Annotated in this window: 13 protein-coding genes and 2 CRISPR repeat arrays; of the genes, 2 read left to right on the forward strand and 11 right to left on the reverse strand. The window is 69.4% G+C overall.

The window, feature by feature from the left end:
• The first annotated feature begins 6 nt into the window (after nt 1-6).
• Nucleotides 7-827: a CRISPR direct-repeat array (repeat unit 28 nt; unit sequence CTGCTCCCCGCGCACGCGGGGGTGATCC).
• Between the two features lie 154 nt (nt 828-981).
• The 9 genes from cas2e to AB0D32_RS19390 are packed head-to-tail and all read right to left on the reverse strand — an operon-like array spanning nt 982 to nt 12100.
• Nucleotides 982-1338: a type I-E CRISPR-associated endoribonuclease Cas2e gene (gene cas2e / locus AB0D32_RS19350; RefSeq protein ID WP_357091576.1), complete on the reverse strand. Its 357-nt coding sequence runs from the start codon at nt 1336-1338 to the stop codon at nt 982-984.
• A complete protein-coding gene (cas1e, locus tag AB0D32_RS19355) occupies nt 1338-2288 on the reverse strand; it encodes a type I-E CRISPR-associated endonuclease Cas1e (RefSeq protein ID WP_357091579.1) in 951 nt (316 codons plus the stop codon). The genes cas2e and cas1e overlap by 1 nt, the downstream gene beginning before the upstream one ends.
• A gap of 12 nt (nt 2289-2300) precedes the next feature.
• The gene (gene cas6e, locus AB0D32_RS19360; RefSeq protein ID WP_357091582.1) at nt 2301-2966 is read right to left on the reverse strand and encodes a type I-E CRISPR-associated protein Cas6/Cse3/CasE; all 666 of its coding nucleotides are present in this window, start codon (nt 2964-2966) and stop codon (nt 2301-2303) included.
• A gap of 2 nt (nt 2967-2968) precedes the next feature.
• Nucleotides 2969-3670, reverse strand: a complete 702-nt coding sequence (gene cas5e, locus AB0D32_RS19365) for a type I-E CRISPR-associated protein Cas5/CasD (protein ID WP_357091585.1) — start codon at nt 3668-3670, stop codon at nt 2969-2971.
• Nucleotides 3667-4791 carry a type I-E CRISPR-associated protein Cas7/Cse4/CasC gene (gene cas7e / locus AB0D32_RS19370; protein WP_357091588.1) on the reverse strand — a complete coding sequence of 375 codons (1125 nt, stop codon included), beginning with the start codon at nt 4789-4791 and terminating at the stop codon, nt 3667-3669. Before cas7e ends, cas5e begins: the two co-directional genes overlap by 4 nt.
• Nucleotides 4788-5462 (reverse strand): type I-E CRISPR-associated protein Cse2/CasB, encoded by a 675-nt coding sequence (casB, locus tag AB0D32_RS19375; protein ID WP_357091591.1) that lies wholly within the window; start codon nt 5460-5462, stop codon nt 4788-4790. Before casB ends, cas7e begins: the two co-directional genes overlap by 4 nt.
• A complete protein-coding gene (gene casA, locus AB0D32_RS19380; RefSeq protein WP_357091594.1) occupies nt 5459-7120 on the reverse strand; it encodes a type I-E CRISPR-associated protein Cse1/CasA in 1662 nt (553 codons plus the stop codon). The genes casB and casA overlap by 4 nt, the downstream gene beginning before the upstream one ends.
• Before the next feature lie 37 nt (nt 7121-7157).
• Nucleotides 7158-10001, reverse strand: coding sequence for a CRISPR-associated helicase Cas3' (gene cas3, locus AB0D32_RS19385; RefSeq protein WP_357091597.1), 2844 nt, complete (start codon nt 9999-10001; stop codon nt 7158-7160).
• The gene (locus tag AB0D32_RS19390; RefSeq protein ID WP_357091600.1) at nt 9998-12100 is read right to left on the reverse strand and encodes a UvrD-helicase domain-containing protein; all 2103 of its coding nucleotides are present in this window, start codon (nt 12098-12100) and stop codon (nt 9998-10000) included. Before AB0D32_RS19390 ends, cas3 begins: the two co-directional genes overlap by 4 nt.
• A 442-nt stretch (nt 12101-12542) precedes the next feature.
• Here AB0D32_RS19390 and AB0D32_RS19395 point away from each other — a divergent pair, with 442 nt between their 5' ends.
• A complete protein-coding gene (locus AB0D32_RS19395) occupies nt 12543-13775 on the forward strand; it encodes a serine/threonine-protein kinase (protein WP_357091603.1) in 1233 nt (410 codons plus the stop codon).
• Here AB0D32_RS19395 and AB0D32_RS19400 read toward each other — a convergent pair.
• A complete protein-coding gene (locus tag AB0D32_RS19400) occupies nt 13714-14331 on the reverse strand; it encodes a hypothetical protein (RefSeq protein WP_357091606.1) in 618 nt (205 codons plus the stop codon). The two genes, AB0D32_RS19395 and AB0D32_RS19400, sit on opposite strands and share 62 nt — an antisense overlap.
• Nucleotides 14332-14727: 396 nt before the next feature.
• On the opposite strand from AB0D32_RS19400, the gene AB0D32_RS19405 reads away from it, so the two are divergent.
• Nucleotides 14728-16824: an N-6 DNA methylase gene (locus tag AB0D32_RS19405; RefSeq protein ID WP_357091609.1), complete on the forward strand. Its 2097-nt coding sequence runs from the start codon at nt 14728-14730 to the stop codon at nt 16822-16824.
• A 526-nt stretch (nt 16825-17350) separates the two neighbouring features.
• Nucleotides 17351-20545: a CRISPR direct-repeat array (repeat unit 28 nt; unit sequence CTGCTCCCCGCGCACGCGGGGGTGGTCC).
• A gap of 75 nt (nt 20546-20620) precedes the next feature.
• On the opposite strand, the gene AB0D32_RS19410 is transcribed toward AB0D32_RS19405, so the two are convergent.
• On the reverse strand, nt 20621-20857 hold the full coding sequence (locus AB0D32_RS19410; RefSeq protein ID WP_357091612.1) for a cupin domain-containing protein: 237 nt from the start codon (nt 20855-20857) through the stop codon (nt 20621-20623).
• Nucleotides 20858-21350 lie beyond the last annotated feature (493 nt).

A 21350-nucleotide genomic window follows, 5' to 3' on the forward strand; every position in this document is an offset into this window, starting at 1 on the left:
AACCCGCTGCTCCCCGCGCACGCGGGGGTGATCCGCTGCCCAGGCCGCGCTGGCAGCCGCACTTGCCCTGCTCCCCGCGCACGCGGGGGTGATCCGCCGCTGGACGACCTCGACGAGCCGTAGCCCGTCTGCTCCCCGCGCACGCGGGGGTGATCCGGGGCGCGGGCAGGCCACTGTGGCAGAGACCTGCTGCTCCCCGCGCACGCGGGGGTGATCCTGTAGTCGGCCATGCCTCAGCCCTCCTCGGGGTCTGCTCCCCGCGCACGCGGGGGTGATCCGCTGCGCTGGATGACCGAGGACCACACCCCCACCTGCTCCCCGCGCACGCGGGGGTGATCCTCGTCGTCGCCGGTACCCGCGACCGGGGTGTTGCTGCTCCCCGCGCACGCGGGGGTGATCCCGGCAGCGGCGCACCGGTCACCGTGACCCTGGCCTGCTCCCCGCGCACGCGGGGGTGATCCCACCTGGACCGCCGACGCCGCCCCCGTCGTCATCTGCTCCCCGCGCACGCGGGGGTGATCCGCATCGCCCGCACGCCGCTGATGGCCCCCGCACCTGCTCCCCACGCACGCGGGGGTGATCCCCAGGGGATGCCTCCCCGGATGCGAGAGATATTCTGCTCCCCGCGCACGCGGGGGTGATCCCCTGATCTTCATCCTCGACGCCGCCGGGAACAGCTGCTCCCCGCGCACGCGGGGGTGATCCACGGAATCCGGTGCCGCGTTCGTGGCCGGTGTCCTGCTCCCCGCGCACGCGGGGGTGATCCGGTGGACACGGCCGCGATCGCGGCCGGGGCGTCCTGCTCCCCGCGCACGCGGGGGTGATCCTTCGCCCGCCTCGCCGCCCCCTGCCTGGAGATGTGAGTTCCCCCCGCTTTGACGGAGAGCTCCATCAAAGCGGGGGTAGCTCACCCAACCCGGCTACGTACTACCACTCCCACCATCGGCCGCAGCAGCAACCGCCCTGCCTGCTTGGCATCCTCTACGCTGGTCGTCCACGGCGCCCGAACCGACGGCGCTTGGCCGCCTTGCTCCAGCCCCCAGAGGCCGCAGGATTGACCATCGGGTCAGCGGGACGCCGCATCAGAGTCACTCCATCCACATCCACCGGGATCCAGTGATGGTCGTGGGCCAGGAACGATAGCCGCTGTTCCCCGCGAACCTGGAAGACCATCAGCGCCCGGCCCGCACCAGCCATGTCGATAACGCGAGTCCACAGTCTGTCGCGTACGCGGGTGCTCACGTGCCCGACGTACACGCCGGCGGAGATTTCAAACAACCACTGCGTCAGATGCCCGCGCAGTCCGGGCGGGCAGGCGGTAAGGATGATGACGGTCATCAGAAGTCGACCTCGCCAATGTCGGCGTAGTTTCGACCTGCTGTCAGTTCGATGCCGGTGTCATCCCAGAGGCGTAGGGAATCCTCGTCCTCGATCTCGCCGCCGGGCTGGGGTTGGAGCAGCAACATGCGGATGTCGCGCACACACCGCGCGAGAATGGCCCCGTCATGCACACGGTCACGTACCGCGCGTCGGGTGTCGGTGCCGATGTCGGTCGAGCCGCTCGCCACCACGTCGAAGGCAACGGGGATTGTTATCTCAGCCTTGTACAGGTCGGCGATGTCGTACACGAAAGCGCGTTCGTGCCCGGTGTGAACGAAGCCGAGACCAGGTGCGGCCCCAAGCGCGACGATGACCGTGTGCACGATGCCGTACAGGCAGGCGTGGGCGGCCGACAGCGCCTGGTTGATGGGGTCACCGCCGGCAAAGTCGGCCCGGTCGTAGTCACGGTGCCGCCAGGCAACACCGGTCCGTTCGGCGTGCTCACGGTATGTCCGGCGGACTCGTGCGCCCTCTTTGCCGCGCAGTTGCTGCATCGTGAGGTTGGCGGTGGTCTCGCCGGGGAAGCGCATCGCGTACATGGTGCGGGCGACGGCGAGCCGCCGGTCACGATGGCTGACCGCGGCGGCCTGCGCGACGAGCAGGCGGCTGGAAGCGGCGAGTGACCGGCCGTGCGCGTAGTAGCGCACGCCCCGCTCGCCGACCCAGACGGCGGTGGCTCCGTGGTCGGCGAGCAGGGCGATGGCCTGATGGGTGATGCTGGTGCCGGGCCCGAGCAGCAGCACACCCACCGAGGCGGCCGGAATGTGCACAACACCTTGATCATCGGTCGCGGTGATCGCGTTGCTGTCCCGGTGGATCACGCTGCGTTCGAGGTAGAGGAAGCTGATCCTGTCTTCGGCTCGGGTGAGGTCGCCGAGTTCGGCTGGCGGCACGCCTGGGATCTTCATCGGTCAGCCTGTTCAACCTGTGGGGGCGAGAGTGAGCAGGCCGCAGCCGTACGCCTTCGCATGTCCGATCCCGCTGGTCAACACTCGGCGGAAGGCGTCCGCATCGGTGACGTGGAGGATGCCGTCGTACGTCACCGTCGTGAGGGTGACAGCACCCATGCCTCGTTTGAAGGTCTGCGTCTGGCGACGGTGCAGCCGCAGGTTAGGGCGACCGTCCTGCTGGGTCGCCAGCGCGAAGCCGTTCCGGGCGGCTCGGCTGGCCAACCATCCGACCTGCTCCTCTTCACGAAGGTATCCGAAGCGCTGCGTCTCCTTGGCGTCGGTGGTCTTACGCCCGTTGTGCGTCGGGTTCGCGGTGAGCCGAAACGCCCAATCCTGGCCGGAACGAAGCGAGGCGAGCAGCCCGCCATAGTCGCGGGTTACCCAGGTCTCCGTGGTGGGCCAGCCGGCCTGCTCGACCAGGTGGGTGAGATCGGGCCGGCCGGGGCTGACGATGTAGAGGTGGACGGTGGCGGTGGCCGGGGTGTCGAGCCGCCACAACGTACGGGTGCCGTCCCGTTCGTGGTCCTCCGCGACGGCGAAGGCGGCACGGACCGCCGCGTGCATGGCATGCGGTGAAGAGAGCAGCTTCCGTGCACCTCGGCGAGCGGGGTTGATCTGGAATCGGGTGAGAAACATGCTCAGCCTCCCAGCAGGCTCAGCGGGTCGTGCTCGGCGACACCGGCCCGTTCCGCGAGGTCGTTGGTGACGTCGACGTGCCGGCGCAGCACCGACCGCCAGGTGTGCTGCCGATGTGCGGGATCGAAGCTGACCGGTTCGTCGGGCACGGTCTCCGTGACTGGCTCGCCCGGCCGGGCGTCTCGGATGATCTCCAACCGGACCGTGCGGGCCGCCTTGCGGCGGTGCCACTCCGCGGCGAGCCACGGCCACGACGTCAAAGCGTCGTCGACAGTGCCTTCGTGTACGCCGAGGCTGATCGGTAAGGCCGGCGGGCACGAGCGGCGACCGAGATAGAGCGGAAACCGGGGCCGCTGGAGTGCCTCCATCAGACCATGCAGAAGCTCCTGCTCACCGCTGACGGCGGCGAGAAAAGCAGCGTCGGAGAGGTAGAAGCGGTAGGTGAGCGGCGCGCTGTCGCGTCCGTCGAGAGAACGGGCGGTCTGGAAGTCCCGCAGGATCTGCCCGGGCTGGTCCAGCCGTACTCCGAACTCCAAGCCCAGCAACTCGGTAAGCGGTTCAGTGCGTCGGACGCCCTTGGCGGCGGCGAGCAGACCGATCACTCCGCTCTTGGTCGGCGCGACCTCGGTGCCCCGCCGAGCAAACCGGCTGGACGACCCCCACGACTGGAGCGGGCCAGCCAGCCTCAACAACAACACACTCATGCTGGCTGTCCGAGCGCCACCGCGACCTGCTCTCCCACTCCGGTGACCAACTCGCTGAAACTGACCGCTTTGCCGAGGTCGGCCAGCACCGCGGTCTTGTCACCGACCTGGGTGACCCAGCTGCCGACCGGCCGCTCACCGAACGCGTTCTCGACGGCCGCAGTGTGCTTAGCCAGCGCGGCCGCAGCCAGTTCGATCCGCCCGGCAGCGTGCGTCTCCCGCACCGGCGTTTCGAACGCCCCGACCAGGTTGATCGCTTGCGTGTCGCGCAGCCGCACCAGCACCGCGTCGGGCAACGTGCGGTGGGCGAACGTGTTCTGCTTGCCAGTCGGCATGCTACGCGCGAACGCGGTCAGGAATGCCTCGACCGCAGCTCGGGTCGCGCCCGCGTCGCCGAGGGTGCGGTGCAGCGCGTCCACGTCGACGGTCGCGTACCGGTACAGGGTGGACGAGTTGAACTCGATGGTGCCGATCATGCCCGCGCCGGTCTCGGCGGCGTCGGCCTTGCGGTCGTCGACGGCGGTGAAGTAGTCGAACTCGTTGTCGACAGCGTGGACGCTGATGGCGTGCGCCACCTGGCATGCGGCGTCGACGTTGATGTCTGTCATGTCGGCCACCATCCGGCCGAACATCGCGATGTCGACTGAGTGTTCGGTGTTGGCCAGTGCCTTGAACCGGTTCTTGTCGAGAGTGGTGCCGGCTCGGGAGGCTTCCAGTGCTGCGGCGGCGAGGTTGTCCACCTGCCGGTGGCTCAGGAACATCAGGTAACCGGACTCGACGTCCTTCACCTCGCTCTTCTTCTTCTCCGCCTTGGCGAGGCCGGCAGCCACGAAGACCTCGGCGGCCAGCGTGGATGCGGCCTCGTTGGACAGGCTGGGGTCGAGGGCCTTGATCCGCGCCGCGAGAGACTCGCCGACGCGCTTGGTCCGTTCGCCGAGCTGGGAAGGGTCGAGCATGCCTGCGAACGCCAGCCGGATTGCTCGCTTCCATGCCTGGCTGGACACTCGTGCGCGCCGTACACCGCCGTAGACGGCGGTCTTGGGTGAGCCGGTGTCGTCTCGGTTGAGGTTGCTCGGTGGCACCGTCTGCAGCGCGTAGACGTCAATGATGGTGCGGCTCATGATGGGTTCTCCTCGTGGGCGTCGGTGGTGGTGGTCTCAACGTCAGTGCTGGGCCGGCTGCGGAAGAACTCACGGCCCCAGATGGCCTGGACCTGGGGTCGACCGGTGGGCAGGCGCAGGGTCTGCAGGTCGTCGGCGAGCAGGCCGTAGTCGAGTGGGATCTGCTGTTCACGCAGCATCGTGATCAGGCTGCGCAGGTGGTAGATGCCCTCGTGGTAGGTGCTGGCGGTGCCGAGCGCGGCGAACCGGCGCCGTACACCGTCTGGTCCGGCGGACGCGCGGACGAGCTCAGCCAGGGCCTGGCCAAGCCCTCGTCCATCCACGTGCATCCGTTCCCGGCGCGACTGCTGATGCAGTGCGTACAGGGTCACCGCGTCGTGCATGGCGTACTCGGCGTCGGTGGCCACGGCATCGTCTGTCGGCCGGTAGCCCAGCAGGTCTTCCGGGACCTGCAGGTAGCGCTCGAGCGTGTAGTCGAAGCCTGGGGCCCGGCCGATGCCGCGCCGCAGCCGGGCAAGTGCGCTGACCGCCTCCGGTTGGGGCGCCTCACGCAGCAGCCGCACCTGCAGGGCGCTGATCGTCCGTGCGGCATGTTCGCCGAGCCCTTTGCGACGGCGTGCCCACGGTTTGCGCGCCGTGGCGTCCGGCCGGCTGGTCTCTGCCACTGTCATGCTGCCTCATCCTGCCTCTGGTGCTCGAGTTCAGCCGCCATCGGCAGCGCCTTGGCCAGACCGAGACGGAACCACGCCTCCGCCTGCGAGCTCGAGAAATGCACATCCCTCCCGGTGCGATCGACGCCCTGCCGGCCGGCCCAGGCCGCCGGGCCGGCAGCGGCGACCATGTCGCTGCCCAGCCGTTTCACGGCCCGCCGCACCAACCGCTGCCACGAGGCTCGCTCGGCCACCGGATCGCTGTCCGGTCCGAGCCGTGCCAGCCAGTCCCGGAACGCGCGATCCAACAGGGCGTACGCGCGTTCAGCCGCGCGTTCGGCGTCGCCGCTGTCGATGTCCCGGCTACCGGCGGCGCGTACCAGGTTGTCGGCGAGCCGGCGTAGCACCTTCACTGCGGACTCGGCGTCGCCGGCAGCGTCGACAGCCGCCGCACGCAGGGCGGAGTCTTCGACCAGCAGCAGCACGTTCATGGTCAGCGCGTCGCTGAACACCTCGTCCACGACCGCCTGCTGCGTGCCGTAGGTGACGCTGGTGGCGCGCGTTCGGGCCTGGAAGTCCGGCCCGACAACCCCGGTGACGGTCAGCCGGGCCAGCCACTGCACCACCATCGGCGACAGCCGCTGTGGCGCCTCGGCGCCGGGAGGCGGTGGCGACGGCAGCAGGGTCTGCAGCCCTCGCCACAGTGCCCGGCTGTGGTCGTGCGGCCGGGGCAGGTAGATCGGGGTCCGCTTCTGCTCACGCTCGCGTGGCCCGCTGCGTCCCCAGACGCTCATCGGCTCCAGCAGGTGTCGATCCTGCCACTCCAACCGATCGCCGTTGGAGATCATGGCGCCGGTGACGCCACCAGCATCGCCGAACAGCCGGATCCGTCGTGACTGCCAGGTGTAAAGGCTCAGCAGCCCGTGCGGGCCGCGTGCCGAGTCTGCCTCTTCGACGGCCGTCTGCGGCTCGCGCTCCCACACCGGCAGGTCCCGCTCGTCGGATACCTGCCAGCCGGGCGCGATCGGCACCAGATTGAGCAGCAGCGTCTCCAAAAGGGTCGCGCCCTCGATGTGAACGCCGCCCAACGCCCCGAGCGACGCCACCCCGATGGGATAGCCCCGCCCACCTTTGACCCGCGGGTCTCCGACCGCCCCCGTCTTGATTCCGGAGGGGTCGTACGCCTGGCAGTGCACCAACCAGCGGGTCGCCTCGGCCAGCGAGATCGACTCCATGCCCTGTCCGGCGCGCGTCGTCAGGAACGGCATACCGTTCGGCACGTCGGCGATGAGGCGCTCAAGTCCGTACGTGTTGTTCTTGGCCGCCCGCAGATCGGCCACCTGGTAGAACGGGTGCTCCGGGTGCAGCAGGTCGAACCGGTCGCGGAAGACGCCGAGGTATTCGGCAATGTCGGCGGCCGGCAGCCGCCGGTCCCGCCACAGTGCGCGCCAAGCGGCCTCACCCGGTGGGCCGCCGGTCGTCCGGTGCAGGATCGCCAACGCGAGCCGCAGGATCGCGAACGTCTGCGTGGGCAGTTCACAGGCAATCATGCGTACGTCGCCGGCCTGTTCGAACAGGCCGAGCAGCGACACGTCCCGTCGCTGTCCCTCGGCGTCCAGTACCGGAATCCACGCCTCGTCTACCAGCGAAAATCCGGCTGGGTGCGGTAGATCGCTCACTGGCAGCACCTCCTTTGCATCTGCGGTCGAAGGGAACTCAGGTGTTGGCGCGGGTAACGCGCAGCCCTTCCTCCGGGTGGTAGTGCAGGTCGAAGCCGGCCACCGTGGCGGTCCCGTCGGTATCGATGTCGAGCACAAGCTCACCGGCCAGCCAGTGACTGTCCTGCCAGGCGCTGAGGTCGGTACGCCGCTCCAGTTCGGCGATCACCTCATCGATCACGTCCGCGGCGGTCATCGCGCGCGGCAGTGGCAGCGTGCAGCGCGCAATCCACCGAGGCAGTGGCCAACGGGGGAGGGCGCTGGTCGGCACCGACACTCCCCCACCATCGATCCACGGCGGCAGGACCAAGCCGTCCGGTGTCCGTACCAGCAGCAGGACCTCGAGGGACTCCGCGTCGGTGTCGCGGACGTGGCCCAGCGCCGCACGGTCGTCGGCGTTGCCGACGCCGCCGGAGAGCCAGCCGATCAGTGGCACCCCGACCTCGGCGACGCCGGCCAGGCGGAACCCGTCAGCTTTCAGCTCCTTGGTGGTGATCTCGTCCCGCTGTTTGGCCTCTGCTTCGGCCATCGCGGGTTGCCACGACGGTGGGCCGAGTTCCGCGTCGCCGTAGGCGGTCTGGGTGATCGGCGCGATGTCGGAGGGAAGTCGCAGTGGTTCGCCGTCCAGGTGCGGCAGCAGCACCGCCGCGCTGCGTAGCAGCGTGGCCGGCTGGTAGACGCGGCGTGAACCAGCTACCGGTTGCGGTGGCTCTGTTGTCCAGTCGGCGCCACTGATCCAGCAGGTCGGGGTAGCGAGCCTGGCGGGACGGTCGCCGCGCGTATGACGGTGTAGCCGGCCGATGCGTTGCAGCACCAGGTCGACCGGGGCCAGGTCCGTGACGAGCAGGTCGAAGTCGATGTCGAGGGACTGCTCGGCGACCTGGCTGGCGACCACCACGTGCCGATGCGGGCGGCTGCCACAACCGGGTGGCCCGAAGGTGTCGCGTAGCCAGCGGTCCTTCGCGGCGCGGTCGACGGCCATGAACCGGGAGTGCGCCACCGACACGGGGATGTCCGGCCCGAGGGCCGCCCGCAGCGCGGCTGCCGTCTCCTGGACCCGCGCCACCGTGTTTCGGACCACCAGCGCACAGCCCCCGTCAGCCAGCTGGTCGCGCAACAGCTCCACCAGCGTGGGCAGATCGTCGGCCAGGCGCCGCAGGTTCACTTCGATGCCTCGACCGGAGTCTGCGCAGCTGGTCGCGGTGGCGCCACGATCGGCGGTCGAGACGGTGACCAGGGGGTATCTCAGGTCGGTACGCAGCGGTGCGTACGGGTCGACCCGCGGCTTGCCGCGGTCACGCCAGGTGAGCGCAGGCACGGGTCCGAGTCGGCCGATGTCGTACGCCGCCATCAGCTCGGCCCGTCGGCGTGCCGGCAGCGTCGCGGAGAGCACAATGACTGGGACGCCGTACGCGCCGAGCCACTCCAACGCCCGGTCGAGAAACTGGCCCATGTAGACGTCGTAGGCATGCGCCTCGTCGATGACGACGATCTTGCCGGCGAGGCCGAGGTGACGCAGCACCAGGTGTTTACCCCGTAGCGCCGCGAACAGCAACTGGTCGATGGTCCCCACGACGAAGCTGGACAGCAGGGTTCGCTTGGGTCCGGCGAGCCAGACGTGCACGCCGATGTCGGTGCCACCGTCGTCCTCGGCGATGCCGCTCGGCAGCGATGTCGTCCGCAGCCGGTCGTAGTCGGGATTGAGTGCGGCTTTGCCGTGTGCCAGCCGCACGTCGCGGTCGCCTCGGCCGACCTGAGCGTCGGGCAGCCGGCGCAGCCAGGACAGCATCCGGTTGAACATGGCGTCGCTGGTGGCTCGGGTGGGCAACGCAAGGTAGCAGCCGGATGCCCCGGTACGGCGGGCAAGGATCTCCACCGCTGCCAGCGCAGCCTCGGTCTTCCCTTCGCCCATTGCCGCCTCGACGATCATCATCCCGGGTGCTGGCATGGTCGCGGCCAGCTCGGCAACGGTGCGTTGCACCGGGCGCGGCGCCGCGGTGGCGGGTAGTTCGAACCGCGCCCCGAACAGCTCGTCCACGTCCACCGGCGGCGCGGCAGGCCGCCACGGGACTGGCAGGTCCAGCAGTTCCCAGCCGGCCGTCAGTCGGTCCTCGTCCGTGCTGTCCAGGATGTACGGGAAGAACTCCTCGTTGCTCGCGATCCAGTCGGCGACGATGACGAGGCCGGTGAGGGCGGCCTGTACGGGCTGCGACAGCGGTGCGCCACTCCACTCGATGAGCCGCTCGCCTGCACCCGACCGCTCTGCCATCCAGTTCAGCAGTTCGTACTGCACCTGCCGCCAGTCCGGGTCGCCAAGCAGGTGTGGACGCACCTGTACGTCGCGAAGGCCCTCGTCGGTCGGTGGAACACCGTGGTGGCCCCCGACGATGACCGCGTACGAGTGCGGGTCGGTCCAGTGCTGCTGCTGTAACCAGTCCGCCAGCACGAGGTGCCCGGCGGTGGCGTGGGGGGCGTACTTGCGGTCGGCGCGGATCAGGTCCCGGTGGTAGCCGAGCCCGTGGTCGCGCATCCGTTCCGCCAGCGCGTACGCCTGACAGGCGAAGGCAGGCGTGGCCTTGCCGATGTCGTGCACCCCAGCGATCCAGACGGCCAAGGTGCGGGCATCCGCGTCGCCACCGGGCAGTTCGTCAGCGATGCGTTGGCGGACTGCCGGGCTCAGCCAGTGCTCCCAGAGCCGTCCGGCCACGTCGGCAGTGTCGGCAAGGTGCCGCCACAGCGGCAGCCAACCAACCGGTGACGTGCCTTTACGGTCGGTCTTGCCCCAGACGGAGCGTGCCGCGTCGCCCAGTTTCGGGCCGCCAACAACGGCGCGCGCGTTCATCGACGCACCGGCAGGAGCGGGCTGGGCGTGCCACTGTGCGACAGGTAGAGCACGTCGCGGGCGCGGGTCAGGGCGACGAACAGAAGGCAGCGCTCACGCTGCAGGTCCTGCCTGTGGGCGTGCGGGTCCTCTGCCGCCGAGGTGAGCGCATGGGGCGCCGGCAAGGCCCCTGCGTCCAGCCCGACCACGGCGAGACATTGGAACTCCAGGCCCTTCATGCGGTGCATGGTGGCCACGCGCACCCCGTCGGTGCCTCTCTTGTCGTCGGCCACGGGAATGTGGGCCTCGGTCAAGATCCTCGTGATGGTGTGGACGAGCTGGCCGGTGCGGGCGGCCACGCCGACCGCGTGCGGTTCCACACCCTGTTCCAGCCAGGTCCCCACCCGCTCGATCAGCGCCTCGTGCTCTGCGTCGCGGCTGTCTTGAGCGACGAGCTCGGGGACGCCACCGCGGGTGATCGAACGGTAACCCCGCAGTGTGTCGTCCTGGCCGTCGAGGCCGATGGCGGCGTCGCCGTTGAGGACCTTCACCGACAGGTCGAGAATCTCGTGGGTGGTCCGGTAGTTCACGGTGAGCCTGCGGGTGCGGCCACGCACCTGAATGCCCAGCTGAGCCAGCGACACATGGTTGTCGTAGATGCGCTGGTACGGATCGGCGAGCAGGAACATGTCGTCCGGTCCGGGTGCGACGAGCGCACGCAGCAGCCGCCACTGCGCCGGGTGCAGGTCCTGGCCTTCGTCGACGATGACATGTCGGTAAGGGGCCGGTGAGCGGTGCGCGATCGTGGCCGCCTCATCGGCGAGTTGGGTGTGGGTACGTAGGCGCCGCTTCGTCAGCTCCCGCTCCGCTGCGCCGATCGCGGCCCACACCTGCTCGCGTTGTGCGACGCGCAGGCCCTCGCCACGGCCCTTCCGGGGGGCATCGCGGTATGCCTCCAGGGAAGTCAACTGTTGAGCCAGCACCACCTGCTCCCACTCCCTCCTGAGGAAGGTGCTGCTGACCGTGGTGACCTGACCGGCGCGGTTCAAGTAGGTGGGACCGGCCTTCGCGGCGGCCTCCCATAGGCGGTCGAGGACCTCACTTTCGGCGACCGCGACCTTCTTGCCACCGCGGGCAACGATCTCGTAGGCCAGCTTGTCGACGCTGATCACATCGATGCGCGCCCGTACGGCCGGCTCGGTCGCGAGGCGGTGCAGCTGTCTGGCGAGGGAGTCGGCGAGGGCACGGGTGAACGTGGTCAGCAGGACTCTCTCGCCGTCCGGCAACCGCTTGGCGAGAAACACCGCCCGGTGCAAGCCGGTGACTGTCTTTCCCGTTCCGGCGCTGCCGGTCACCAGGGCGGGACCGCTGTAGGTTTCGCGGTAGGCGACGTCACGTTGCGTCGGGTGCAGGAAGGTGCGCCACACGTCGAACGGGTGGGCGAGGATGGCGGCGAGTTCCACCGGACCGGAGACAAAGGCGATCCGCTCGGGCGTACGCCGCGCCGCGGTCAAGAGGTCCTCGGTGTCCACGCCCGACACGATCCGGTCAGCTATCTCCGCCCAGACCTCCTGCACCGACAGTCCACTGGCCAGCCCACGTAGGACGTCGAGCTGCAACTCGGGCAGGCGCCCGTCGAGACTGTCCAACTGCTGGTCCGTGCCGATGATCCGCAGCAGCGGGATCAGGTCCTCGTCCACGCCGAGCCGTCCGAACTCGGCGGTCGAGACGTGGTCGAACAGCCGGCCGCTCGGTGGGGCTGACGGCTCCGTACGAGCAAACTCCTCGATGCCTTCCTGGTCGCGCATCTCCAACACGCCGAGTGCGTGGTTGACGGTGAACCGCCGACTGACCGCGAAGGCAATGGCGTCGTCGTGCGGTAGGACGTCGAGCAGCGCGTACTTCTGCTGGCCGAGGAAGAGCACGACCCCGCGGTAGAACTGGTCGATGCGGATGGTGCGGATGTTCGGGTCCCGCGCGCCGGTCAGTTTCTCCAGGTGCAGGCCCGCGTGGGTGTGCTCGGCGAACTTGCTGATGGCGGCATCTACGGCGCGCTGCACCCGACGTTGCAGCTTGGCGTAGGCGGGAAGGAACTCCCGGCCGATGGCCAGCTCAGCCATACGATCCCCCGTCGTCATGGCGCCCGAGAGGACAGGGCGCACAGCCTGCACCGCCATCAGCCCAGGCGGGCATGGCGGTGTTGGTCACGCAGTAGAAGGCGGCGCGGTCAGACCCGAGCCACGCCGATCCACAGTGAAGCACTTGTGAACGGCGCTTGCAAGAAATTTCCCGTGATCTGTCTTCACCATGACAGTTCGCCATCGACGGGAGCATGTGCGCGGCGGACGGGCTGGGCGACGCCTGTGCCTCATGGTGCTGCCGCCGCCTGTAACGCCACATGATCAGCGCAAGCATGCGCAGGGGTCGGCCGTCGGGATGCCTCGCCGGGAATCCGATGTGCGTGAATGCCGCCGGTGGACAGTTATGCTGAGTCCCGTGGTAGCGGGCACGGACCTCAAAGACCGGTACAGAGTAGGCCGGTTCCCGTTTCCGCATAAGGGCATGGGTGAGGTCTGGCCCGCTCAGGACACCCTGCTCGACCGTCCCGTCATCGTGAAGTTCGTCAGCGCCGCCGCGTTGAACATCGAGTTGATGCGCCGATTTCGCCGCGAGGCGTTGCTGACCGCCCGACTGGATCATCCCGGGGTTCCCGCCGTCTACGACCTCGGCGAGCAGGACGGCCAGCCCTATGTCGTCCTACAGAAGATCAACGGGGTCACTCTCACCGACCTGGTCGCCGAGCAGGGGCAGCTTCCGATCGGCTGGGTTGCCGCCATCGGGGCCCAGGTCAGCAGCATCCTGCTTGCCGCCCAGCAGATCGGCCTGGTGCACCGAGACATCAAGCCGAGCAACGTCATGCTGGACAGGAACGGCGCCGTGAAGGTGCTCGACTTCGGTCTGGCCGTCATTCACGACGACGAACGCTATTCGCGAATCACCCAAACCGAACAAAGCCTTGGCACGGTCGGCTACATGGCTCCCGAACAGATCCTCGGGGACGCAGTCGACCACCGCACCGACCTGTACGGCTTGGGCGCCACACTGTTCGACCTGCTCACCGCCCGCCCACCGTTCGACGGTGTCACCACCACCACGACGCTGCGACACCAGATGGACGACCCTCCACCACGCCCTACTGAACTGCGGCCGGACGTCCCAGCCGTGCTCGACGACCTGATTCACGCGATGCTGGCGATCCACCCACACGACCGGCCAGACACTGCTGCCGAGGTATACGCCGCGCTGGTTCCACTTGCCCAGGACCTACCGCCGATCCCCGGAGTGGTCGATGACCTCGCTGGGTCAGTGCCGGCATACGCCGCGATCGTCGGGCGAGTGCCACAGCAAGCTCGCCCAAGAGCAACGTCGACGAACGACCCCGCCGAACTCGACGTGGAACAGGCCTCGAAGCAGGCGGAACAACTGCAGGCCGCCGGCGAATTCCGAGCCGCCGCCCGCCAGTGGCGACAACTCGCCGATCATCACGCGCGGAGCCACGGCGACAGCCATCCTCTCGTATTCGACCTCCGCTTGCGCGCCGCCCGCGCCCACGTGCCGCTCGGCGAGCACGACCGCGCCCTGCGCCAGCTCAAGAGCCTGATGCACAGCCGCGCCCAGGCGGACGGACCGGAACACTTCGCGGTAGTGGAACTGCGTCAAGAAATCGAACGACTCAGCAAGGAACGGCCTTCGCCACACGACCCCGCACGACACGCACCAGACGCGGATCACTGAACAACCGAGGCAACAGCACCGCCTTCTGCTCAGGGAAGCGACCGCCCCGATAGTGGAAGATCTGGGCACAGTTCTGGCCACGCGTCTCGGTCGCCAGAGCGCGACGCGCCAACGGCGAGTACATGCTGCTGTGTTTCAACCAGGCCGCCTCCTCGCCATGCCGGTCGAACCCCCGGCCGCTACCCGCGTGCCCGAACACGTCATGGACCGCACGGAACATGTCGTTCTCACCGTCACTGAGGTAAGGGTGGGGGTTTCCGCTGGACGCGCTGGCCCACACCTTCAGCTGACGGTGCCGCACATCGTCGACCATCGAGTCGACCTCCTCGTACGGGTCCTCGTTCACCACCCGCACCGTCACGCCCAGGCCACCGAACTCGACCCGGCCCACCATGAAGTGATACTGCCGCACCGTTTCCCGGCAGAACGCGGCGTAGGCGGCATAGGCACGTTCCTCCCTGAGCGGCGCGGCCATGTAAGCGTCAGCGATGGCAGCGCCGACGACGGGGTCAAGGCGCACTCGCGCATACACGTGGACTGGCGTGGCATCCGTCAACTCGGGCCGATACCGCCGTACACCGCCGCACACGTATGCGACCGGAGCAAAGGTTGGAGACTGGGCGGGTGGCAGCGCGGCTGCGAGCAAGGGTGTTCATGGTCCTCCTTCGGTCGTCGGATGGATGAGGGTCGGGGTCAGCGGGCCACGGAGGTCGCAGCCGCGTCATGCGCTTTCGACTCCACACAGGACGTCGCGTGCTGTTCACGACGCAGCACCTCCCCGAGCACCCGGATCTCGGACACCCGACGGTCCTGATAGAACTGCGCGAACTTCCCGACGGTGGTACTACGCCCACGACGTGGCATGACTCCTCCAAGGACTCGAATCGACACCGCCGACGCTAGCTGCTGTGAACAGGCTACACAAGGGGCATTTCCATGGTAGCGTTCACGCGTGACGACAGAGTCGAGCATGACCCCTAGCGAGGCCACCCTGACGGCCAGCGGCATCGCGCGACTGGCCAACGTCGGTAGGGCTGCGGTAAGTAACTGGCGCCGCCGGTACGCAGACTTCCCCACCCCCGTAGGCGGCACCCCGACCAGCCCGTCATTCGACGCCCGGGCAGTAGAGCGATGGCTCCACCGGCACGGCCGGCTACACCAAGCCGGCACCGAGCAGTGGGCCTGGAGACACATCGAGAGCTACCAGCCCGCAGCCCAGATCAGCGACGCGCTCAACATCACCGGCGCATACCTACTCGTCCGCTCCGAACAGACCGAGCCCACTGGCGACAGCCTGCTCACCCCACGCCAACTCGTCACCCACCTACGCACGCTCAACCCCGGCCTAGCCGACATGGTCGGCGAGTTGCTGCCCAAGCAGTGGACCCCGCAACTCGCCACCCTGCTACGCACGGCCAACCAACTCAGCTCGGAGCAGGACCCGGAGTCCGCCTTCGAATACCTGCACAGCCAGTACGTGACTTCGGCGCACTCGCTTTCCGGGCTCGCCGGCACACCAGACAGCGTCGCCGACGTGATGCTGACCCTCGCCGGCTCCGGAGCCCTCACCTTCGACTTCACCAGCGGCACCGGATCGATCCTGCGGATGGCCGCCGACCGAGCCCTTCAGAGCGCCACAGTCACAAGGTGCTACGCACAAGAGATCAAGCCGCAGTACGCCCTGATCACCCTGCTGCGACTCTGGTTCGTGCATCTACGCGCCCAACGCGCCGGCCTGCCGACGGTGCCGCCCGTCGTACACGTCGGCGACAGTCTGCTCGCCGACGCCATGCCCGACCTGCGAGCCGACGTCGTCGTGGCCAACTTCCCGTTCGGCATTCACGACTGGGGTCACGACCGCCTCGCCTACGACCCCCGCTGGACCTACGGCCTACCCCCGCGCACCGAACCCGAACTCGCCTGGGTACAGCACGCCCTGGCCCACCTCTCCCCCGGCGGCACCGCCGTCGTGCTCATGCCCCCCGCCGCCGCGTCGCGTCCAGCCGGCCGCCGCGTCCGGGCAGAGCTAATCCGCCACGGAGCGCTCCGCGGGGTCGTCGCTCTCCCCGCCGGCCTGATGCCACCAACCGGCATCGGACTGCACGTCTGGGTACTCACTCAACCCGACCCGCACCAGCCACACGCCGGCGAACTGCTCGTGGTCGACACCACTGCCGCATCGACCACCGGAAGCCTCTCCGACATGGTCGGAGAGGCGTGGCGTGCCTACCTGTCCGATGACTATGCCCAAGTGCCCGGCGTCCACCGTGCGGTACCCGCCATCGAAGTGCTCGACGACCAGGTCGACCTGACCCCGCAACGCTACCTGCCGCAGGCCAGCGAGCTCACCGCCGACCCAGCCCAGATCATCGCCAGAATCAGCGACTTCGACCAACTCCTCGACCACGTACGACACGCCCTGCCCGCAGTACGACGGGCGCAGGCTGCACCGCTACACGCCGCTCCCCAAGCCGACGTTGCCGACCTGATCCGGTCCGGCAGCATCTCCGTGCAACGCGCAACTTCGCGTACCCGATCAACCAGCGCAACCACCACCGCCACGACCCTGACCGCCACCGACGTCCTGTCCGGCGGCCCCGCAACCGGCTCGACAGCCCGAGCCGCGGACGACGCCCCAGGACCACAGGTACGTACCAACGACATCCTTGTCCCCATCATCGGCCACAAGATCAGCGCCAGGGTGGCCACCCCGGAACAAGTCGGAGCCGAACTAGGACCCGGTGTTCAGCTGATCCGTGTCGACACAGCCTGTTTCGATCCGTGGTTCGTCGCCGGTGTCATCTCCCACACAGACAACCTGCGTATCGCCGGCCGAGCCTCCAGCACAGCCAACAGCGCCCTGCGCATCGACATCAAGCGACTCGCCATCCCCGTGCTGCCGTTGGACCAGCAGCAGGCGTACGGACAGGCCTACTGCCGACTCATCGAGTTCAGCACCGCCCTTGACCAGGCAGCGGCGACCGGAGCCGCATTGGCCCGCGAGATCAGCGACGGCCTCACCGCGGGCGCCCTCGACCTTCCAGCCTGATCAGCCATGCCAGGGAGCCGCCACCCCGGCGCGGCCATAGCAGGCGGCCGACGCACCTCTGGAATGCAGCGGACACAGCCCTCTGACAAGCCGCTTCCCGACGTGTGGGGTGACTGCTCCCCAGGCTACGGATGACCTCGAACGCACGAATGCACGCGCCGTCGGCGGTGAAGACGACCGCCCACTCGCCGTCTCAGCCGCTCGACCCCCGCCGCGCCCGACTGATCGGTCGCCCTCGGATGGTAGCCAATGGTGATCGAGAAGAGCTGTGACCACGACCGATCGCTCATACGCTCCCTCCGAGCTGCTGCTCATCAGCTGCAGCCGGATGCGCGCAGCGCCAAACGGCCGCAAGGCTGCGGCTCCGACGTCACCAAGGCCAATTCGCCCCGGCGCCCGGGTCACACGCCCGCTACGCTGCACTTAGGGTCTCGTCGATTCAGCCTCCGTTTCTGAAGGGATGATCTTGCGAGCCAAAGTGAAGGAAACCCGCACTGTTGATCTCTAGCGCCGCAGGTCAGCAAGTCTGCTCCCCGCGCACGCGGGGGTGGTCCTACCACGAAACCGCGCCGACCATGGATGACGTTCTGCTCCCCGCGCACGCGGGGGTGGTCCTGGTCCTCTCGATACTTGACCTGGCGAGTCGTACTGCTCCCCGCGCACGCGGGGGTGGTCCCATCGGCTTGTTGTTGGTGTCATTGAACGTGATCTGCTCCCCGCGCACGCGGGGGTGGTCCTGCCCGTGTTCGGAGTGTAGAGGTGCCTAGCGGCTGCTCCCCGCGCACGCGGGGGTGGTCCATGGGGTCGACCGACGTGGGGCGAACGGCCCCCCTGCTCCCCGCGCACGCGGGGGTGGTCCGGTCACCGACGTTCCGGCCGTCGAGACGAAGCCCTGCTCCCCGCGCACGCGGGGGTGGTCCGCGACGTGCGGATGGTACGTACGGCATGATTTCCCTGCTCCCCGCGCACGCGGGGGTGGTCCGGTTATTACATCGATGAACAGTTGAAGCTCGGCCTGCTCCCCGCGCACGCGGGGGTGGTCCTCAGGGTGCGCAGCAGCTCGTACAGCGAGTAGGCTGCTCCCCGCGCACGCGGGGGTGGTCCCAACTACGCCGCGATCTGGGCGGACCCGAAGAACTGCTCCCCGCGCACGCGGGGGTGGTCCTCGGCAGGCCGAGCGGACCGAGCAGGCCCCGGGCTGCTCCCCGCGCACGCGGGGGTGGTCCGCACGCGCAGCACCACCCCGCCATCGGGAAGCGCTGCTCCCCGCGCACGCGGGGGTGGTCCGAGCCAGGTCTACGCGTACGCGCGGCAGGCCGGCTGCTCCCCGCGCACGCGGGGGTGGTCCCAGTCCGCGGGGTGCCCACATTGCCGCGCGGCCCTGCTCCCCGCGCACGCGGGGGTGGTCCGCCTTACGATCGTTCCACTGATCCGAACTGACCCTGCTCCCCGCGCACGCGGGGGTGGTCCCCCACCTCCGGTGGTCAAGCCCCCACCGGTCACCTGCTCCCCGCGCACGCGGGGGTGGTCCCGTCCATGCGCGCATGTCGACGCGGATTCTGTACTGCTCCCCGCGCACGCGGGGGTGGTCCGCGTTCGTCAAGGGTAAGGCTGTCGGTGGTGTGCTGCTCCCCGCGCACGCGGGGGTGGTCCCAGGTACGAGCTCGCGACGTTCGCGCTGGACGCCTGCTCCCCGCGCACGCGGGGGTGGTCCCGTCCAGGTGGTCGAGCAGCAGCCGGCGCACAGCTACTCCCCGCGCACGCGGGGGTGGTCCCTCCCTACGCGGCGGGGAGGCGATCCTGCCGCGCTGCTCCCCGCGCACGCGGGGGTGGTCCGTCGCGGCTCAACATCGCCGCCCGCACGCTGGACTGCTCCCCGCGCACGCGGGGGTGGTCCCGAGGTGCCGGCCTCCCCGGCGCGCCGCGCCCCCTGCTCCCCGCGCACGCGGGGGTGGTCCCGTCTCACGGTAAGAACCGTAGAACCTGGCCGACTGCTCCCCGCGCACGCGGGGGTGGTCCTTCACCAATAAGATTCCGCCGGTGCTCGCCGCCCTGCTCCCCGCGCACGCGGGGGTGGTCCCCACACCGCGCCCGGTACACAGGTGGAGCGTCGCTGCTCCCCGCGCACGCGGGGGTGGTCCCTGCGCCAGCGATTGCACTTGCGTTCCGACGTTCTGCTCCCCGCGCACGCGGGGGTGGTCCCGTGGAATGGTAAATCCACGCCCGGAAGGCCCCCTGCTCCCCGCGCACGCGGGGGTGGTCCTATCGAGCGGACGCGTGTCCAGGTACATGGTCGCTGCTCCCCGCGCACGCGGGGGTGGTCCTCCCGCGCCACCGCGAACCCGATCCCCCGCGCTGCTCCCCGCGCACGCGGGGGTGGTCCCTGGCGGTCGGTGAGCACCCCGTCGACTTCTTGCTGCTCCCCGCGCACGCGGGGGTGGTCCCCAGTCCGAGCCGTGCACCGGCCACCAGGTCTGCTCCCCGCGCACGCGGGGGTGGTCCTGCCGCCGCCGACCCGAAATGCACCCAGGTCTGCTGCTCCCCGCGCACGCGGGGGTGGTCCATTCGCTCACGCGCCCCGTTCTTGATGTTCAGCCTGCTCCCCGCGCACGCGGGGGTGGTCCCGGTGTTCACTTCTCAATGGCCGATCACCGTCGCTGCTCCCCGCGCACGCGGGGGTGGTCCGCAGTGGGCCCCCATACTTGCGTAGCAGTGCCCCTGCTCCCCGCGCACGCGGGGGTGGTCCCGGGTACGGGGTGACTTTCCACAATGCCGCAGACTGCTCCCCGCGCACGCGGGGGTGGTCCGTTCCTGCCACCGGGAAGCGGACCCCGGCAGATCTGCTCCCCGCGCACGCGGGGGTGGTCCTGCGGCCCACTGGCTACCAGTGCGCCGGGCAATCTGCTCCCCGCGCACGCGGGGGTGGTCCGGAACGGGGGTCCACCAATGCAGCAGACCGCACCTGCTCCCCGCGCACGCGGGGGTGGTCCTGGAGCGGACCCTTCGCAACCTCGCCGAGATGGCTGCTCCCCGCGCACGCGGGGGTGGTCCGACCCGCAACGGTGCCGTACGACCATCTATAACCTGCTCCCCGCGCACGCGGGGGTGGTCCGAATGGGCAGGCCGGTGTGGTAGTCGGCCTCCCCTGCTCCCCGCGCACGCGGGGGTGGTCCGCGCTCGAAAGCGACCGTGAGCAGCGGGGACACCTGCTCCCCGCGCACGCGGGGGTGGTCCCCGTGCGCCTTGTCTACCGTCCCGAGGGCCAGCCTGCTCCCCGCGCACGCGGGGGTGGTCCTACCCCTCACGAAACGCAGTGGGTACCCGTCGACTGCTCCCCGCGCACGCGGGGGTGGTCCTACCCCTCACGAAACGCAGTGGGTACCCGTCGACTGCTCCCCGCGCACGCGGGGGTGGTCCCGAGCTGCGCGACGCGCTCAACCGTGAGGGCCTCTGCTCCCCGCGCACGCGGGGGTGGTCCGAAGGAGGTAGAGCCGGGCAGCGACCCGGCAGCCTGCTCCCCGCGCACGCGGGGTGGTCCCTGGCCAGATAAGCGCCTAGCGTAGGGCTGAATCTGCTCCCCGCGCACGCGGGGGTGGTCCTAAGCAGTGAGGCTCGGCACACATTACAGTTCTCTGCTCCCCGCGCACGCGGGGGTGGTCCTGCTGTCGGCGCTGGTCACGGACATCTACCCGTCTGCTCCCCGCGCACGCGGGGGTGGTCCTGCCCGGCGTCCTACCAGGACCGGAAGGACGGCCCCGGTTCTGCCCGGCAGCGGCGGCGCGCACGACACCCGAGCTCAGCTCGGGGTCGCAGCCGTTCGGCGAGGGTCCGCAGCTTCCAGCATGGCGAGGTGGCTCATGAAGGCATCGGCGGCAGCGCCGTGCCAGTGTTCCTCGCCAGGTGGGCAGATGACGGTGTCGCCCGCGCGAATGGGCAGCACGACGCCGTCGCGGGTGCCGACCAGCCCGACGCCCTCTGTGACGTGCAGTGTTTGGCCCGACGGCGTGCGAATCACCGACCGGGCGAGCATCATCGACCGGATCGGTGCGGCCGTGCCCCGCCTGGCCTGATCAGTCCGGCAGACGCTGCCGCGGCCTGCCAGGTACCGGTAGTTCCTCCCAGCCTGCCGGGGTCGTCCCTATGGTCGGGGCATGGCGATCAGCGAGGAGGCGCGCGACTTCCTGCTCTCCCGGCGGACGCGTGTCTCGCCCGAGCAGGCCGGCTTTCCGCGTACGGCGACCGGCGCGTGGCCGGCCTGTGCGCCCAGGTTACCCCTGGCAGCGGCGGTATGCGCGGTGCTGGCCAGCCAGGTCGTCGCGAGTTATCCGGACCATCGGGCATGGCCGGAGGAGCCTGACCTGTTGGTACGAGGTTCGCCGGGCGACACGAACGCCGTTCACGGGCCCGGCGAACCTCCGGAATATCCCGGCCGGCATGCAGGCTGTGGTGAAAGACAGGGGTGGGGGGGGGGGGGGGGGGGGGGGCCCCCCCCGGGGGGGGGGGGGGAGGGCCCGCTTGAGGACCCA

Origin of the sequence: Micromonospora sp. NPDC048170 (assembly GCF_040652795.1) — a bacterium.
Classification (GTDB): domain Bacteria; phylum Actinomycetota; class Actinomycetes; order Mycobacteriales; family Micromonosporaceae; genus Micromonospora.

Bases quoted from the DNA above. Each gene is read 5' to 3' on its own strand.
- cas2e (WP_357091576.1), bottom strand. From the start codon at position 1,338: ATGACCGTCATCATCCTTACCGCCTGCCCGCCCGGACTGCGCGGGCAT.
- cas1e (WP_357091579.1), bottom strand. From the start codon at position 2,288: ATGAAGATCCCAGGCGTGCCGCCAGCCGAACTCGGCGACCTCACCCGA.
- cas6e (WP_357091582.1), bottom strand. From the start codon at position 2,966: ATGTTTCTCACCCGATTCCAGATCAACCCCGCTCGCCGAGGTGCACGG.
- cas5e (WP_357091585.1), bottom strand. From the start codon at position 3,670: ATGAGTGTGTTGTTGTTGAGGCTGGCTGGCCCGCTCCAGTCGTGGGGG.
- cas7e (WP_357091588.1), bottom strand. From the start codon at position 4,791: ATGAGCCGCACCATCATTGACGTCTACGCGCTGCAGACGGTGCCACCG.
- casB (WP_357091591.1), bottom strand. From the start codon at position 5,462: ATGACAGTGGCAGAGACCAGCCGGCCGGACGCCACGGCGCGCAAACCG.
- cas3 (WP_357091597.1), bottom strand. From the start codon at position 10,001: ATGAACGCGCGCGCCGTTGTTGGCGGCCCGAAACTGGGCGACGCGGCA.
- AB0D32_RS19390 (WP_357091600.1), bottom strand. From the start codon at position 12,100: ATGGCTGAGCTGGCCATCGGCCGGGAGTTCCTTCCCGCCTACGCCAAG.
- AB0D32_RS19395 (WP_357091603.1), top strand. From the start codon at position 12,543: ATGGGTGAGGTCTGGCCCGCTCAGGACACCCTGCTCGACCGTCCCGTC.
- AB0D32_RS19410 (WP_357091612.1), bottom strand. From the start codon at position 20,857: ATGATGCTCGCCCGGTCGGTGATTCGCACGCCGTCGGGCCAAACACTG.